This is a genomic window from Bacillus sp. AR4-2, assembly GCF_008274865.1.
Taxonomy (GTDB): domain Bacteria; phylum Bacillota; class Bacilli; order Bacillales; family Bacillaceae_G; genus Bacillus_A; species Bacillus_A cereus.
The window spans coordinates 474,099-490,668 of sequence record NZ_CP031062.1 but is presented as its reverse complement, the minus strand read 5'-3'; the positions used below and the strand labels follow the sequence as shown (position 1 = coordinate 490,668).

Genomic DNA, 16,570 nt, shown 5'->3' with positions numbered 1-16,570 from the left:
ATTAAGAGCGAAGGGACACTTTTTTCATTTACATGCTTTCATGCATTGTACGGTTAATTACATCAATTTGTTGTTCACGGGTTAATTTAATAAAGTTTACAGCATAACCAGATACACGAATTGTTAATTGTGGATACTTCTCAGGATGTTCCATTGCATCCATTAATGTTTCACGGTTAAATACGTTAATATTTAAGTGGTGCCCTTCTTTTACTGCATAACCATCAAGCATTGATACTAAGTTACGTACTTGTACATCATCTTCTTTACCAAGTGCTTTCGGAATAATAGAGAACGTATTAGAAATACCATCTTGTGCATCTTCATATGGTAATTTAGCCACAGATAATAATGAAGCTAATGCACCTTTTGTATCACGTCCATGCATTGGGTTCGCACCTGGTGCAAATGGTTCTCCAGTACGGCGGCCATCTGGAGTATTACCAGTTTTCTTACCGTATACAACATTAGATGTGATTGTTAAGATTGACATTGTATGAACAGAATTTCTGTATGTTTTATGTTTACGAAGTTTATTCATAAATGTTTTTACAAGATTTACAGCAATCTCATCTACACGATCATCATTGTTACCGTATTTAGGGAAATCTCCTTCAATCTCGAAGTCAACTGCAATACCATTTTCATCACGAATTGGTTTTACTTTTGCGTATTTAATTGCACTTAATGAATCTGCTACTACAGATAGACCAGCGATACCTGTTGCCATTGTACGAAGAACGTTTGTATCATGAAGTGCCATTTCAATACGTTCATAGCTATATTTATCATGCATGTAATGGATAACATTTAATGTGTTTAAATATAGACCCGCTAACCATTCCATTGTCATATCAAACTTATGCATAACTTCTTCATAATTTAATACTTCAGAAGTAATTGGTGCGTACTCAGGACCAACTTGTGCTTTTGACTTTTCATCTTTACCACCGTTAATCGCATATAATAATGCTTTCGCTAAGTTTGCACGAGCTCCGAAGAACTGCATTTGTTTACCGATTCTCATTGCAGATACGCAACATGCAATACCGTAATCATCGCCGTATTCAGGACGCATAATGTCATCATTTTCATATTGAATTGCTGATGTTTTAATAGACATTTTCGCACAGTAGTTTTTAAAGTTCTCTGGTAATTGTTTAGACCAAAGAACAGTTAAGTTTGGTTCTGGAGCTGGTCCCAAATTATCTAATGTATGCAAGAAACGGAATGAGTTCTTTGTTACTAATGGACGACCATCTAATGCCATACCACCGATAGATTCAGTTACCCAAGTTGGGTCACCAGAGAATAATTCATTATAATCAGGTGTTCTTGCGAATTTCACAAGACGTAATTTCATAATGAAGTGATCTACAATTTCTTGTACTTCTTCTTCTGTTAAAGTACCATTTGCTAAATCTCTTTCAATGTAAATATCTAAGAATGTAGAAGTACGTCCAAGACTCATTGCAGCTCCGTTTTGCTCTTTAATCGCTGCAAGGTATGCGAAGTATAACCATTGGAATGCTTCTTGTGCATTTGTTGCTGGCTTAGAAATATCGAAGCCATGAGAAGCAGCCATTTCTTTTAACTCTTGAAGTGCACGCATTTGCTCAGATAACTCTTCGCGTAAACGCATTGTATCTTCGCTCATTACACCACCAGTTAAATTCAAATCAGCTTTTTTCGCTTCAATTAAATGATCAATACCATATAACGCTACTCGGCGATAGTCACCGATAATACGTCCACGTCCGTATGCATCTGGAAGACCAGTAATAACACCTGATTTACGTGCATTTCTCATTTCTGGTGTGTATGCATCAAATACACCTTGGTTATGAGTTTTTCTCCACTCTCTAAAAATACGACTAAGTTCTTTATCCATTTCGTATCCATAAGATTCACAAGCTTGTTCTGCCATACGAATACCACCATATGGTTGTAAAGAACGTTTAAATGGTTTATCAGTTTGGAAACCGACTACTTTTTCAATATCTTTATTTAAGTATCCTGGGTCATGTGATGTAATAGAAGAAACAATTTTTGTATCCATATCAAGAACGCCACCGTTTTCACGTTCTTTCGTTGTTAAATCCATTACTTGATCCCAAAGTTGTTTCGTTGCTTCAGTTGCTTCTGCTAAGAAAGATTCGTCCCCTTCGAAAACGTTTACATTATTTAAAATGAAATCGCGAACATCAATCTCTGCTTTCCATTTTTCACCTTTAAAGTTTTCCCATGCGTTTTTAACATTTTCTAATACTTGAGTCATCCTAATCTCCTCCATTTTTGATTAGTACAGGACTAAGATTTTTTATATAACAGCTTACACACTTAGAATACTACTTTTTTACGAAAGTGAACGAAATAGTTGTGACATGTTTGTGAAATGTTGAGCAAACCACTATATATATAGTGTTAACTTCATTTAAAAGTCTTTAAAATTAACCCTTTCCTTAATTGTATTTTTTTGGTATCCTTATATACGAGTCCTATTTTGTAATATAAGAACAATACCCATTGTAGAGCTGTAATACTCTTATCTCCTAATCTGTTATAGTTTTTATAACAGAACAAAAAAGTGTACACATGTTGTACACTTTTTTTGTTACTTCTATAAAACATCTCTTTTTCTATTGCCATCATAGAATCCGCCACGATTGTCTGTTAATGCAATTATTTGATCTAGTCCTTCTATATGATCACCTATAATTCGAAGTACAGCTGGTGGATGACCTATTTTAGCAAAATGTTCACTGGGACGAATACGGTTCATCTTATCGACCTCAACACGACTTACACATGCAACTTCAAATCCTGAAAGAATAGCTTTCACTTGGGCTACACACGGCGCCAGTAAAGATCTATACCCAATTTCTTTCAAACACTTACGGCTAAACGCATTCGGTACAGCGATAAGAGAGCCTACGCCTAGATCTTTTCTATCACAAGCTAAATTTAATGCATATTTAAATGCAGTTACAAGATGAAGCGGTACTCTTAAATCTAAATAATGATTTAGATCATTTAATGCAACATCTGTTCCATCTGCAATAGCTTTCGCAAAAGGATACAGCTCACTCGCTGGAATAACAAAATCGCCATCTATAAATAACACAATTTCTCCTTTTGCAAAATACGTTCCAAGTGAGCGCCCCACATCATTTCCGAGTGCTTCTTTATATACAATTGTCGTTGCCCCTTTGTCTTTTGCAATTTTTTTCGTTTTATCTGACGAACCATTTACGACAACGATAATTTCGAAGGGTTCAATTTTGCGAAGCTCTTCTATAACGTTTCCAATTGTTTTCTCTTCATCTTGTACGGGAATAACAACCGATAGTTGCTTTCCTTTATACAAATCAGATGTAACACCCCACCCTTGATAAAACTCTTCAAAACTTAAAGTATGATAGACACTATCCCTTTTCCTATTTCCATCATAATATCCTCCGCGCTCATCACTGCTTAATATCCGTTCTGCTACTGCTTCTATATGATCACCTATCATTCTTTTTTCAGATTGGGAAAGATTTGGCCCATATGCAGCATGCTGGAATGGACGAAATTTATTCGGCGTAATAACGTCAATGGCACAATGACGACTAATTCTCCATTTACTTTGAACTAGGTGTAAATGAGCCACAATAGGATTAACAAAACATTCATATCCGATGCTTTGAACGACTTCTTTCGTCAGCGCATGAGGTACATCTAATAAAGAATTCATTTTTAATTCTTCACGCTCTAACATTGCATTTAATATTTGGCGCCATACTGTAATAGAAGTGGTTTTTTGCCTTTTTAAAAATAATGCATCCAAATTATTTAAAACTACATCTGCCTGATCGTATAAAATCGGATTAAGGAATAATTTTAATTTTGAAGTTGGAATAGCAAAATCACCATCTATAAATAGTAATACATCACCTATCGCATGTTTTGCGCCGACTGCACGTCCAACATCGTTCCCTAGTAGCTCTGTATGCTTGATTACTTTACACCCTAAACGATCTGCAACATCTTCTGTTCCATCATTACAACCGTTTGCTACTACAATGATTTCTACTGGATTTAATGGTCTTACCGATTGAATAACGTCTGAAATCGTATCGACCTCATTACATGCAGGAATAATAACAGATAATGACTTAGCCATTGTTTTGTTCACGAAACCACTTAATTGTTTCCTTCAATCCGTTTTCCCACGTTACTTTCGCCTGAAATTGAACAAGCTCTTTTAATTTTGTTACATCTGGTCTTCTATTTGGAATTTCTTCAAAACCATGAGGATATACTTCTTCAAAAGGCACTTGTACAATCTTCGAAGAAGAATTCGTTAATTTTTTAATTACTTCTGCTACTTCTTTTATACTCTGTTCATTCTCAGAACCTATATTAATAATCTCACCATTTACCTTCTCATCCATTGCCCGAATTGTTGCTTCTACCGCATCACTCACATACGTAAAACAACGTGTCTGCTTTCCATCTCCATATACGAGAATGTCTTCTCCTTGCAGTGCCGCACGGATAAATCGCGGAATTACTCCTGCATACGGACCATCTTTCGCTCTTGGACCATAAATATTAAAATATCGAACAATCGTTACCGGTAAGCCTTCTAATGCGTATCCTAAACATAATGTTTCTTCTAACGTTTTACAAACCGCATAACTCCAACGAATTTTAGAAGTTGCCCCGTACAATCGATCTCCCTCTTCAGAGAAAGGCGGCTTGGCCTTACCATATACTTCTGAAGTAGAAGCAAAAACTACTTTCTTCTTTCCTTTTAGCGCTGCTTGTAAAATATTTCTCGTCCCATCAAAATTCGTTTCTATGAGCTCTATACTTTTTTCCATTGTTGTTTTCACACCTAAAATTGCTGCTAAATGAAACACGACATCATGCTGATCTACTAATTCATAAATAGAATTTTTATCTAAAACACTTATTGGAATAACACGGATTTCTTTCATTAACTCTTTATGGTACTTATTTTTACCTTTATAAAAGTTATCCACAACAGTGACCTCATAACCTCTTCTCATCAACTCTTCAGCTAAATGTGACCCGATAAATCCGGCTCCACCTGTAATTAAACATTTCTTACTCATTTACTCACCTTCTTTACAATCCCGCGTGTATCTATTACTCGGTCTATTCCTTTAAAAAGCTTCCAATCAATATTAGAATGATCCGTTAAAATTAAAATACAATCCGCTTTTTTAACTTTTTCTTCATCTAAAGAAACAGATTGGTACACCTTATCTCCAATTTCCGCGGAAGAAATATAAGGATCATGATATTCTATCTCGTATCCTTGATTTCTTAATAATTGAATAATCGGTAACGCTGGTGATTCTCTCAAATCATTTACATCTTTTTTATACGCAATCCCTACAATTAACACCGTTGCAGGTAATTGCACCACACTTTTTACTTTCCGGACCATTTTCTCTGGCATTTCTTCATTAATTATATGTGCAGCCTCAATTAATTGACTAATTGCTCCATTCTTTTTTATTCTCCATTGAAAATATAAAGGGTCTACGGGAATACAGTGTCCCCCTATCCCTGGCCCTGGCCAATACGGAGTAAACCCAAATGGTTTTGTAGATGCCGCTTCAATGGCCTCATAAAAATCAATGCCTAAACTTTCACATAGTGTGTTTAGTTCATTTACTAAAGAAATGTTAACTAAGCGCTGAATATTTTCAAATAGCTTGCACATCTCTGCTACTTTCGGAGAGCTAACAGGTACAACTTCGTCAAAAATGGTACTATATAAATCCTGTACCTTTTGTTTACACTTTTCTGTTTGTCCACTAATAACTTTTGGAATAGCTTGAACTGAATATTGACTATTTGCTGGATCAATTCTCTCAGGGGAATATCCGATATAGAAATCTTCCCCTACCTTTTTACCATTTTGAGAAATAATAGGTAGGATGACTTCTTCAAGTGTGCCTGGATATGTGGAGCTTTCAAAAATGAAGGTTTGTCCTTTTTGAAGGTTTTGTTGTATATAATGCGAAGCTGAAATGAGGGCACTTAAGTCTGGTTCTCTTTGTTCATTAATTGGAGTCGGGACAGTGACAATAACATAATCACTATTTTGAAAATCAGCAATGCCTTGATCCGGTGTATTTACTGTTAATTTTTTTTTCGTCAATAAACTTTGTAACTCTTTAGAAGAAACATCCGGAATATAACTTTCTCCTTTTATAATTGAGTCTATTTTTCTAATATCTTTATCTAATCCAAGTACTGTATGCCCTCTTTCCGCAAAATGTACCGCTAAAGGAAGGCCAACATACCCTAGCCCAATAATAGCTACTTTACTACTATTCATTTGTATTCTCTTCTTCCCTTCTCAATTGTTGAATTACATCTCTATCTCTATCTCCATCTGTAAAACCACCACGTTCGTCCGTACATTGTAATAAATACGCAACCGCTTCAAGTTGATCACCGAAAATACGATCAAACGCTGAAATACGCCCATTTACAAATTCGTGTTGCTCTGGACGTACTCGATTTGTTTTTATAACATCTACTAACTCTACTGTTGTAATAGAGAATCCTTCTAAAATAGCTTTCACTTGTGCTAATGGCGGAATGATAAGGGAATCATATCCTATTTTCTCTATTACCTTCTTATGAATGGCATGTGGTACAGCAGTTAGTGAGTTATTCCATAAATCTGGTCGTTTCGCTATCAAATTCACAAAGTATTTTCCCATACTAATTGGATCTGCTGGATGAAACATATCTAATAAGCATTGTAAATCATTTAACACCACGTCATTTCCATCTTCAACAGCATGTAAAAATAGAGTGAGTTTTTTTGCTGGAATAACAAGATCACTATCAACGAATAAACAAATATCTGCCGTAGCATGCATGGCACCTATTGCTCGTGCTACATTATGTCCAAGCGCCTTCGTAAATTCAACAACAATAACATTCTCTAGCTTTGCCTGTTTAACAGTCTCAACATCTGCTCCATTCGCGACAACTATAATTTCATCTACACCTGCTTCTTTCACTTCTTTTATAACAGACCTTATGGTCATTTTCTCTTCTGATACTGGGATAATGGCACTATATTTCGCTTTATTCTTTTGTAATAAAACTGGTTTATACTTTCCTACAAACTCTCTATCTCTATTGTCCTCTGAAAAACCACCGCGTTTACCATATGTTTCGATTACGTATTGTAAAGCTCGCAAATGATCACCCATAATACGACTAGTCGCTTTCGGATAAGGAGAGCCAGGTGATGTACCAGTATGCACAGGACGAACTTTATTTGTGTAGATGACATCAACTGAAGCCATATCAGAAATATCTACTCCTCTAGACATCGCCATCGCTTGAAATAATGCTGGATCTGCTAAATTCCACCACCCCAGTTTTTCAATCACTTTACGACTTATCGCATGTGGTATTGCAATTAAAGATCCTACAACAAACTCTTTCTTGTTCAAATAACGATTTAACATATATTTTCCAACCGTCGTATAATGCGGTCTCATCTTCAAGTAAACGGACCATGTTAAATTATTTAAAACAATCTCATGTCCTTGTCGTATTCCTTTAATAAAATTGTATAATTCTTCACTTTTCATGACGATATCACCATCTAAAAACAAAACAATCTCGCCTTTTGCTTCTCTAGCACCAATTGCCCGTCCCACATCATTACCAAGAGAATATCTATAATAAATCACACGGCAATTATGCTGTAATGCTATTTCCTTCGTCCCATCTGTCGATCCATTATCTACTATGATAACTTCATATGGTTCGAGCTTTCTTACCTCTACTAAAACTTTTGATAAAGTACTTGCTTCATTATGCACTGGAATAACAACTGACACTCTCATACTTGTATCACTCTTACCCTTCCAAGCGAACATAAGCAATAATAGGAATACGCACAACTACATCTTCTGGTGGTCCATAAGAAGGAGAAGTACGAACAATTACTGCCCCATCCGTCACAGATAAAAGAACGCCTACAATGATTTCTACAGCTGTCACAACTTGCACTAGTTCTCCAACATGGTTACGTAATTCATCAGTAAATAACATATATAACTCTCCTTTCTTACGCTTCTTTAATTGATATAATACTTGTAAATGGTAATAAAACTTCAGTTCCTATTCCTTCTTGCAATGTTAAGAAGTCATCACCAACTGCTACAATAACACCTGTTAATTGTCCAACTGTCACCGTAATTTCTACGTTTTTACCTAAATACTGCTTTGCAATTTCTTTAAAAGGTGATGTATTGCATTCTTTTAAAATGTTACAAATAATAGATTGAAATCTACTTGATTCAATAACTTCTTCCGTAGCTTGCTTAGAGTTTCTTTGAATAAATCTCGCGAAGTTTTGTGAAAATAAAAGTCTTTCCACAGCAGGCAATAACTTATTATCTAAAAAATAATCTAATTGTCTATTAAACAATCTTGATAATTTATGCCAATATTTTCTGAACAGACACATACACTTCTCCTCCTATTATTTTTAGATTATAAAATTTTACATCCATACATCTTAATGTATACAAAATGGATATTTTTGTGATAGGTAAGACATACATTTTCTAAAAGAAATATTTGTTTCAGAGCATAAAAAAAACTATCCAACAGGATAGTTTCTTACACTTCAATATTCCGCAATATCGAATAAATGTCATTATTCACTTTACCAAATGATTTAATATTATTTTGAATGTTAGATAATAAAACAACATATACACTACCATTTTTACTAAATCCGTTTAAGCAATTCCAACCTGGCATTACACCATGATTCGAATAGCTTCCTGGGTCTACGTACCATCCAAACCCGTAATCCTTTTTTCCACCCGTAAACATTTGATCGTAACTCTCTTTTGAAATTAATTTTCCAGAGAATAGTGCTTCGTTAAATAAATATAAATCATGCGCACTTGTGTATATATCACCACAACCATATAGTTGTGACATGCTTGGAATATTAGGTGTTGTCATATTATTATTTACTATTTTATAACCCGTTGATGGGAATCTTGTTTGTTCTAACGCTGTGCCAAAGCCAGAATGTTTCATACCGGCAGTGGCAAAAATATGTTGTTTAATATATTCTTCGAGTGACTGCCCACTTACCTTCTCTGCAATATAAGCAAGTATAGAGTAGTTCGAATCAGAATACTTCCACTTCTCTCCTGGACCACCAATACGCTTTTGATTTCCTATCCGCTTTATCAGTTCTTCATGAGAAATATCTTCTTTTCCCTGCTCATATTCGGGAATCCCTGATGTATGTGTTAATAGATGTTTTAGCTGAATATTATTACCTTGTGGAAAATCTGGAATATACTTCGCAACAGTATCTTCTACTTGTAATTTATTTTGATCTTTCAATTGCATAATAGCAGTTGCTACAAACGCCTTTGAAATAGAACCAATATAAAAAGTCGTCTCTGAATTATTCGGTACTTGCTGCTCTTTATTTGCCATACCATACCCTTTATTCAGAAGAACTTTTCCGTTCTTCACAATAACAGCTGTCCCGCTAAATCCTGCGTTTTGTAAATACTGGTCCAATTGAGCGTTTTCATTAATTTCTTGAGGTGGCCCTTCAGCAGGTTTCTCCGCTGCTTGCGCTTGCTTCATTTGTTCTTCCTGCTCTTTTTGTTTTTGCTTCTGTACTTCTTGTTTCTTTTTTTCTTCTTTCTTTTTTAACTCTTCTTGTTTCTTCATTTCTGCTGCCGCTTTTAAAGTTTCTTCTTTCTTATTATGCGCAACAATTTTTGTATACATGAAATATACAAGTGATAATAGTAAGACGAGAATGATTGTTCTTTTTATGTATACAATCGGCCGATGTGCTTTCCCATTCGCATTATTTTTTTCCTGATCCATAATTGCTTTTTTCCCCTTACTCACCAATAATTTAATTCCTCTACTAAAGATTCGTTTTAGTAGATTATGGATAATCCATTCTATATCATCCCTACTTTATCACGCACTGCACATATTACCAACCTATATGTACAAAAAAGAAAAAGAAAATTTACAAAAGTAAGATTCCCGTTAAATTATTAACAAAAAAAAAGAGGATATCCTCTAAAAAATTGATGTTATCAATCTTTTTGGACATCCTCTTATCTCATTATTTATACGTGTTTTTTCATATCATCGGCAACAGATTCAACATTTGTACCTACGATAACTTGTACACTTGTATTACTTAATTTCATAACACCTTTTGCACCAGCACGTTTTAATGCTGCTTCATTTACTTGACCAGCATCTTTTACTTGTAAGCGTAGACGTGTTGCACAGTTATCAATAACTGTTAAGTTTTCTTTTCCGCCTAAAGCTGCTACGTAAGTTTCACCAATTGAACCTGCAACTGGTGCATCACCATCTTCAACTAACTCATCGTCATCTTCACGACCAGGAGTTTTTAAATCGAACTTCTTAATTAAGAAGTAGAATACTATGAAATAAATTGCTGCGTAAATTAAACCGATACCTGCTAGTAAGACTGGTTTTGTTGCAATACCGAAGTTTAAAGCATAATCGATTGCACCGGCACTAAATGAGAAACCATCATGAATGCCAAGTGATGTTGTAATGAATAAAGAAAGACCTGTTAGTACAGCATGAATACCATATAATACTGGTGATAAGAACATGAATGAGAATTCAATAGGCTCTGTAATACCAGTTAAGAATGAAGTTAATGCTAGACCAGCTAACATACCAGTAACTGCTTTACGCTTTTCTGGTTTAGCAGCTGCAATCATTGCGAAACATGCTGCTGGTAAACCGAACATCATAACTGGGAAGAAACCAGTCATAAACATACCTGCTGTTTTGTCACCTGCAAGGAAACGAGCAATATCACCATTAACAACATTACCTGCTGCATTTGTAAAGTCCCCAAATACAAACCAGAAGTATGTGTTCATTACGTGGTGTAAACCAATTGGGATTAATAAACGGTTTAATAAACCAAATAATCCTGAACCAATTGCACCTAAATTAACAATTCCATGAGCTAATGCATCAATACCATTTTGAATTGTTGGCCAAATTTGTGCAAATAGAATTCCTAATATCAGCATCACAACTGATGTAACAATTGGAACGAAACGTTTTCCAGCAAAGAAACCTAACCATTCTGGAAGTTTAATCTTATGGAATTTATTATAAAGAAGTCCTGCTATAACACCAACAATAATACCACCTAAAACTTTCATATCTACTTTAGTCGATAATTCAGCAGCCTTAGATACTTGTGTCATTGTATCTGCAAGCTTAGATGGATCTACATTTGCGCTATTACCTATTAAATCTTGGACTTTACCTAATTTACCTTGTAATTCAGCAGTTGAATACCCTTTGCTAAGTGCATCAATACTATTTTTCATAACAAGATAACCAATTGCACCTGCAAGACCTGCTGCACCACTACCATCCACTGAAAGACCGATTGCAATACCAATTGCAAAAATAAGTGCTAAGTTATCAAAAACTGCTGCGCCGGCCTGTGCCATAACAGGAATATCAAATACATCTGGTTGCCCTAAACGAAGCAATAATCCTGCTGCTGGTAGTACTGCGATCGGAAGCATTAACGCTTTACCAATACGTTGTAAAAACTGCAACATTTTAATTCCCCCTAATTAAATTTATGAAATCGTTATCATTATAAGTACGCTTTAGAAAACGCTTTCTATTACATAACCATAATAACATATAGTTGTATAGATGTGTAGTTTTTATTTCTGAACTTTTTATGGATAAATCTCCTATTTCCAAACTGTTATATAAAAGGAAAATTCTCCTTTTTAAAATACAGAATACTCGAAACGAAAGACCTATTATATCACATTGAACTTTCGTTTTATCATTCCACTTTTTCATGTTATTATTTATTTCCGAGCATATCGGGAAAAGTAAACTTAGTTAATTCAAAATAGGAGCGTTGGTACTATGCAGTGCATTGAAACAAACAACTTACAACAGTTGTTAGAACAAGTAAAACCATATACGAAAAAAGGCAAACTTGCTACTTATATCCCCGAACTAGGAAATGCAAATCCAGACGATTTAGGGATTGCCATTTTCCATAAAGAAACAGAATATATCCATGCAGGCAACTCACAAACACTATTTACTCTTCAAAGTATTTCCAAAGTAATTACACTTGCCCTTGCCCTTTTAGACCGTGGTGAAGAATATGTATTTTCTAAAGTTGGAATGGAACCAACGGGTGACCCATTTAATTCTATTATTAAGTTAGAAACGACAAGTCCGTCCAAACCCCTTAATCCAATGATAAATGCAGGAGCATTAGCTATTACAAGCATGTTAGCAGGAAAAGATAACGAGGAAAAAATGGAACGTATTCTTCACTTTGTACGTGAAATAACAGATAATCCTACTATTAATTATTCCTCTAAAGTTGCCGATTCAGAACTAGAGACAGCTTATCTAAACCGTTCACTTTGTTATTATATGAAACAAAACGGAATTATCGATTGTGATATTGAAGAACTTATGGATTTATATACTCGTCAATGCGCAGTTGAAGTAAACTGCATCGATTTAGCACGTATCGGCTTAATTTTTGCAATGGATGGATATGATCCATATAAAAAGAAACAAATCATCCCTAAACATATTACAAAAATTTGCAAAACATTTATGGTCACATGTGGTATGTATAACGAATCTGGTGAATTTGCAATTCGTGTTGGTATTCCTGCAAAAAGCGGTGTAGCCGGTGGTATTTTTGGCTGCGTAAAAGGAGACATGGGAATCGGTATTTTCGGACCAGCTTTAGATGCAAACGGAAATAGTATTGCTGGTTTTAAAATTCTTGAACTTCTTTCTGCTCAAGAAGGTTGGAGCATTTTTTAATCGCGAGTTATCCTGCTATACTAGCAGGATTTTTTATTTCGCCAAAACCTCAATTTTGTCAGTTATCAATCTTCTTATAAAAACAGTGCTGAAAGTTTCTCTATATCATGCATATTTGTTCCCCCCTCCTGAATAATATAGTACAACCTAGCGCTATATGTGGAGGTGTGAAAGATGAAACTAATATTTCAAATGGGAAAACAACCTGTTCTTGAAAAAACAATCCTTCTTTTTATATTGAGTATTGTAGAAAGCTTGAAGTTAAAAGTTGTTTCGCTCGACGAAGCTCACCGATACATATTCAATTTAGAAGTACTTGAATTATTAATGGATCGGAACATCGATGATCAAGTACTTGAACTTATTCATTTCGGGATGGGACTTGAAGACATTTATCACGTGCTTCCTGAAGAACTTGAGCATACGATTGAGGAATTAAAATGGCTTTGCATTCAAGTATTAAGTGAGTACAGTATGCATGAAGAATCGGAACAATTAATTGAAGATATACGGTAAAAAAGCACCTATGTAGGTGCTTTTAATGTTTTTTTAAACTATTTTTATACGCCTCAATATTTACTGGTAGCTCTTCCTCTTCCAAAGTATGTTCATTTACATCTTTATGAATGAACGCACCTTTAGGTGGTTGATGATCATGCCCTTTTTTCTTATGATCAAATGCTTTCCCGCGTCCCATACAAATCCCCCTTTCTTAAAAGAAATCCGTATTAGTATGGAGAAAAGTACGTCGATATATGCAATCCCTTGCTGTATTTCCAAGGAAATACTCGAACCTTGTTTTCTACTCTCCTTACAACAACTGATCAATCCCAATAAGAATTAATAACACTCCTGCGATAACTGTCGCCCACTTTCCTAAGTATTCTGCTAAAAATCGTTTCCCTACATACGCAAAGCCACTAATACAAATAAAACTAAACACCCCTGAAATAGTTGCTGTAAGCCAAAGGTTCAAATTTGTTATCCCAGCATCAAATCCACCTGCAATATTATTAATAGACAACGCAATCCCTAATACAATTGCTTCTGAAAAACTAATTGTTTTAGAACCATCAAAATCTGCTTTTTCTGGATCACGTAAAATTCCCATAAGTACATTACCATCTTTAGAGCCTACGGTATTTCTTTGCCCCAAGAAAGGCTGGCACAAAATAAACACCCCGATTATCCCTAAAACGATTGCTCCAATCAGGTTTGCCGTAAACTCTGAAATAAATAACGCGATCCAGTTCCCAAAAAATCCAGCTAATAAAGTAAATAAAAACCCAAAAAATGCGATGATAAAATTGTTGAACCACGAAATTCTAATTTTACGAATGCCATATGCAATCCCAACACCTGCATTATCTAAATTAGAAGCAATCCCGATTAAAAAAATTGAAAATAGACCTGCCGTACTCATAAATAGCCACCCCTTTTCCTCACTTTTCCATGCATCTTATGAAAATGTTGAGCAACTGTGCCTGTCTGTTTCATATACATGTAATAAATGCTCAACATTTTTTCAACAATAAAAAGGAGTGCCTTCGCTATGCCTAAAGAAAATCCAAATGAGCGGCTTAGTAGATTAATAAAAAAACTTTTAAAAGAACGTGCCTTATCTATGCGCCAACTCGGAATGCTTACAAATATTGATCCCGCAACAATCTCAAGAATTATGAATGGTAAACAACCGCCAAAACAAAAACACCTACAAAAATTCGCAGAATGTCTGCAAGTTCCACCCCAATTGTTATTTGATGAAATGTATCCTGATTCTCCTCACATTAATAAAGAAAAGACGGATATGTACACATCTCTTGATACAATTCAGCAAACTCTGCAATCCTCTAACTTATTCGATTTCGACTACACAACAACCCGCGTAAAACAAGAACTTGAAAACTATGAACGATATGCTCAAACAACAGAAGGTGAAAAGCGCATTCATGAAAGTTTCGCGAGCAAGTTAGAACAAATTGATAGTGCTGGCCCTTTCATTGAACAATTAACAGATATGTATCAACAATTTTGCAATGAAACGATTCCAAAAGAAGAGCGTGCAGTTCTTGGTGGCGCATTACTGTATTTCATTTTATCGACAGATATTATTCCCGACTATCTCTTTCCAATTGGCTATTTAGATGATGCGATTGCTGTTGAATTAGCAAAAGAGAAATTAATGGCACTAAAACGAAAGACATAGAAAAATAAAGAACTATTTCAGTTATTTCTATTTAACTCTGAAATAGTTCACTAAAAAATCGTACAAGTATACATACCTGTACGATTTCAACATACTAATCTATTTTTTCATATGACACCATTCATATATAAATGCTGTTATTACTTTTGTAAATTCAATTAACTGCTCTACTTCTACTTTCTCATTTATTGAATGAGCTTCCTCTAATGTGCCTGGTCCGTAAATAACAGCCGGAATATGAAATTCACTAAACCAACCACCATCCGTTACCGTTGCAGACATATCTAAAATTGCGTTTTTAGAAAGAATTGATTCATGTACTGAGCTAAGCGTTTTTACAGCTGTATGTTCACTATCTATTTCTAAAGAAGGGAAAATTTCGCCACGATCCACAATCATTGATTCTCCGCCCCACTTAAATTGTGGTGGATTTTCACTTAGCCATGGATCGGCAGCTGCTACTTTACCGATATACTCTTCAATTTCTTTTATTATTTGTTCATGTGTTTCATTCGGATAAAAGTGCACTGTTATCCATAACCGGCACTCATCCGCAATAAAAGCTGCATGTCTTCCACCCTCAATAACAGCTGGATTAATTGTTGTTGTTCCAGACGGATAGCCTTCATATGTTTTCATAACTGCCCAATGACGCTCTAATTCTTGTAAACTTTGCACAATTTTCATCATTTTTTCAATTGCACTCGCTCCAAATAAACGTCCTCCAGCATGAATCATTTGCCTACGCGTTGCATCATGAAACGTTTGAGGGCTTTTCACAGTAATCCAGCCAGTAATTACGCCGCCCTGTCCTTGCATATGTAAATTACTCGTATCCACTACGACTGCAAAATCAGCATCATAACCTCTTTTGCAGCATTGAAGTGTACCAGCTTCTCCAACTTCTTCTCCAATTACGGATTGAAAGATTAAATCTCCAGGTAATTCAATACCAGCTTCTTGTAATAGCTGAATAGCAAATAGCGCTCCAGCTAGTCCCCCTTTCATATCAGCTGCACCACGTCCAACTAACCAACCATCTTTTATAAATGGCTCAAACGGATTTGTTTCCCACGCCTCATCTGCCGATACTTCAGCTACATCCATATGTCCATTAATAATAAGACTTTTATATGAGTCACTTTTTGCCCCTTTTTTCACACCAACAACGTTCGGATCATTAGGATATACATCCCATTTATCAACACTAAAATTTTGTTCTCTTAGAAACTCTGCAACAAATTGTTGTGCCTCATTTGTATTTCTCGCCGGCGGTGCTGGTGTTTCAAAACGAATTAAATTCTTTGTAAGCTCTAGTAACTCATCTTTTCGTAAATCAATCTGCTCTAATAGCTGTGAAACTTTTTTATTCATCGCTAATTCCCCTTTACATACGTAGTATGTTTCCAACTTTATTTTCACAAA

The 16,570-nt window shown here is 35.3% G+C and carries 16 protein-coding genes and 1 pseudogene; 3 read left to right on the top strand and 14 right to left on the bottom strand.

The window, feature by feature from the left end:
- Window positions 1-28: 28 nt before the first annotated feature.
- From pflB to DN399_RS28575, 11 genes and pseudogenes are all read right to left on the bottom strand, one after another.
- Complete coding sequence (gene pflB / locus DN399_RS02570) at window positions 29-2,278, bottom strand: formate C-acetyltransferase (protein ID WP_000195471.1); 2,250 nt, start codon at window positions 2,276-2,278, stop codon at window positions 29-31.
- A gap of 152 nt (window positions 2,279-2,430) precedes the next feature.
- Entirely contained in the window at window positions 2,431-2,652 is a 222-nt protein-coding gene (locus DN399_RS02565; RefSeq protein WP_002094217.1) for a hypothetical protein, read from the bottom strand.
- Window positions 2,621-4,165 (bottom strand): glycosyltransferase family 2 protein, encoded by a 1,545-nt coding sequence (locus DN399_RS02560; protein WP_006916162.1) that lies wholly within the window; start codon window positions 4,163-4,165, stop codon window positions 2,621-2,623. The genes DN399_RS02565 and DN399_RS02560 overlap by 32 nt, the downstream gene beginning before the upstream one ends.
- The gene (locus DN399_RS02555; protein WP_000037018.1) at window positions 4,158-5,123 is read right to left on the bottom strand and encodes a UDP-N-acetyl-alpha-D-glucosaminuronate decarboxylase; all 966 of its coding nucleotides are present in this window, start codon (window positions 5,121-5,123) and stop codon (window positions 4,158-4,160) included. Before DN399_RS02555 ends, DN399_RS02560 begins: the two co-directional genes overlap by 8 nt.
- A complete protein-coding gene (locus DN399_RS02550; protein WP_001088924.1) occupies window positions 5,120-6,361 on the bottom strand; it encodes a nucleotide sugar dehydrogenase in 1,242 nt (413 codons plus the stop codon). The genes DN399_RS02555 and DN399_RS02550 overlap by 4 nt, the downstream gene beginning before the upstream one ends.
- Window positions 6,354-7,898 (bottom strand): glycosyltransferase family 2 protein, encoded by a 1,545-nt coding sequence (locus tag DN399_RS02545; protein ID WP_001266468.1) that lies wholly within the window; start codon window positions 7,896-7,898, stop codon window positions 6,354-6,356. The genes DN399_RS02550 and DN399_RS02545 overlap by 8 nt, the downstream gene beginning before the upstream one ends.
- Before the next feature lie 13 nt (window positions 7,899-7,911).
- Entirely contained in the window at window positions 7,912-8,106 is a 195-nt protein-coding gene (locus DN399_RS02540) for an LSm family protein (RefSeq protein WP_000899470.1), read from the bottom strand.
- 16 nt (window positions 8,107-8,122) lie between these two features.
- Window positions 8,123-8,524, bottom strand: coding sequence for an LSm family protein (locus DN399_RS02535; RefSeq protein WP_000335531.1), 402 nt, complete (start codon window positions 8,522-8,524; stop codon window positions 8,123-8,125).
- A gap of 155 nt (window positions 8,525-8,679) precedes the next feature.
- Window positions 8,680-9,927 carry a serine hydrolase domain-containing protein gene (locus DN399_RS02530; protein ID WP_033691709.1) on the bottom strand — a complete coding sequence of 416 codons (1,248 nt, stop codon included), beginning with the start codon at window positions 9,925-9,927 and terminating at the stop codon, window positions 8,680-8,682.
- Between the two features lie 254 nt (window positions 9,928-10,181).
- The gene (gene nagE / locus DN399_RS02525) at window positions 10,182-11,684 is read right to left on the bottom strand and encodes an N-acetylglucosamine-specific PTS transporter subunit IIBC (RefSeq protein ID WP_000938900.1); all 1,503 of its coding nucleotides are present in this window, start codon (window positions 11,682-11,684) and stop codon (window positions 10,182-10,184) included.
- 141 nt (window positions 11,685-11,825) lie between these two features.
- Window positions 11,826-11,940, bottom strand: a pseudogene (locus tag DN399_RS28575) (transcriptional regulator).
- A 69-nt stretch (window positions 11,941-12,009) separates the two neighbouring features.
- Here DN399_RS28575 and glsA point away from each other — a divergent pair.
- Window positions 12,010-12,939 (top strand): glutaminase A, encoded by a 930-nt coding sequence (gene glsA, locus DN399_RS02515; protein ID WP_001149850.1) that lies wholly within the window; start codon window positions 12,010-12,012, stop codon window positions 12,937-12,939.
- Between the two features lie 174 nt (window positions 12,940-13,113).
- A complete protein-coding gene (locus DN399_RS02510) occupies window positions 13,114-13,455 on the top strand; it encodes a DUF3969 family protein (RefSeq protein ID WP_000766604.1) in 342 nt (113 codons plus the stop codon).
- 22 nt (window positions 13,456-13,477) lie between these two features.
- Here DN399_RS02510 and DN399_RS27965 read toward each other — a convergent pair whose 3' ends face one another.
- Window positions 13,478-13,636 carry a hypothetical protein gene (locus DN399_RS27965; RefSeq protein ID WP_000532409.1) on the bottom strand — a complete coding sequence of 53 codons (159 nt, stop codon included), beginning with the start codon at window positions 13,634-13,636 and terminating at the stop codon, window positions 13,478-13,480.
- Between the two features lie 114 nt (window positions 13,637-13,750).
- On the bottom strand, window positions 13,751-14,362 hold the full coding sequence (gene ytaF, locus DN399_RS02505) for a sporulation membrane protein YtaF (protein ID WP_000100724.1): 612 nt from the start codon (window positions 14,360-14,362) through the stop codon (window positions 13,751-13,753).
- A 129-nt stretch (window positions 14,363-14,491) separates the two neighbouring features.
- Here ytaF and DN399_RS02500 point away from each other — a divergent pair, with 129 nt between their 5' ends.
- The gene (locus DN399_RS02500) at window positions 14,492-15,145 is read left to right on the top strand and encodes a helix-turn-helix domain-containing protein (RefSeq protein WP_149149312.1); all 654 of its coding nucleotides are present in this window, start codon (window positions 14,492-14,494) and stop codon (window positions 15,143-15,145) included.
- 99 nt (window positions 15,146-15,244) lie between these two features.
- Here the strand turns inward: DN399_RS02500 and DN399_RS02495 are convergent, their stop codons facing one another.
- Complete coding sequence (locus DN399_RS02495) at window positions 15,245-16,567, bottom strand: acetylornithine deacetylase (protein ID WP_100617805.1); 1,323 nt, start codon at window positions 16,565-16,567, stop codon at window positions 15,245-15,247.
- Window positions 16,568-16,570: the final 3 nt, after the last annotated feature.

Excerpts from the sequence above, each read along its gene's own strand:
- pflB (WP_000195471.1), bottom strand. The coding sequence starts at position 2,278 with ATGACTCAAGTATTAGAAAATGTTAAAAACGCATGGGAAAACTTTAAA.
- DN399_RS02565 (WP_002094217.1), bottom strand. The coding sequence starts at position 2,652 with ATGATGGCAATAGAAAAAGAGATGTTTTATAGAAGTAACAAAAAAAGT.
- DN399_RS02560 (WP_006916162.1), bottom strand. The coding sequence starts at position 4,165 with ATGGCTAAGTCATTATCTGTTATTATTCCTGCATGTAATGAGGTCGAT.
- DN399_RS02555 (WP_000037018.1), bottom strand. The coding sequence starts at position 5,123 with ATGAGTAAGAAATGTTTAATTACAGGTGGAGCCGGATTTATCGGGTCA.
- DN399_RS02550 (WP_001088924.1), bottom strand. The coding sequence starts at position 6,361 with ATGAATAGTAGTAAAGTAGCTATTATTGGGCTAGGGTATGTTGGCCTT.
- DN399_RS02545 (WP_001266468.1), bottom strand. The coding sequence starts at position 7,898 with ATGAGAGTGTCAGTTGTTATTCCAGTGCATAATGAAGCAAGTACTTTA.
- DN399_RS02540 (WP_000899470.1), bottom strand. The coding sequence starts at position 8,106 with ATGTTATTTACTGATGAATTACGTAACCATGTTGGAGAACTAGTGCAA.
- DN399_RS02535 (WP_000335531.1), bottom strand. The coding sequence starts at position 8,524 with ATGTGTCTGTTCAGAAAATATTGGCATAAATTATCAAGATTGTTTAAT.
- DN399_RS02530 (WP_033691709.1), bottom strand. The coding sequence starts at position 9,927 with ATGGATCAGGAAAAAAATAATGCGAATGGGAAAGCACATCGGCCGATT.
- nagE (WP_000938900.1), bottom strand. The coding sequence starts at position 11,684 with ATGTTGCAGTTTTTACAACGTATTGGTAAAGCGTTAATGCTTCCGATC.
- glsA (WP_001149850.1), top strand. The coding sequence starts at position 12,010 with ATGCAGTGCATTGAAACAAACAACTTACAACAGTTGTTAGAACAAGTA.
- DN399_RS02510 (WP_000766604.1), top strand. The coding sequence starts at position 13,114 with ATGAAACTAATATTTCAAATGGGAAAACAACCTGTTCTTGAAAAAACA.
- DN399_RS27965 (WP_000532409.1), bottom strand. The coding sequence starts at position 13,636 with ATGGGACGCGGGAAAGCATTTGATCATAAGAAAAAAGGGCATGATCAT.
- ytaF (WP_000100724.1), bottom strand. The coding sequence starts at position 14,362 with ATGAGTACGGCAGGTCTATTTTCAATTTTTTTAATCGGGATTGCTTCT.
- DN399_RS02500 (WP_149149312.1), top strand. The coding sequence starts at position 14,492 with ATGCCTAAAGAAAATCCAAATGAGCGGCTTAGTAGATTAATAAAAAAA.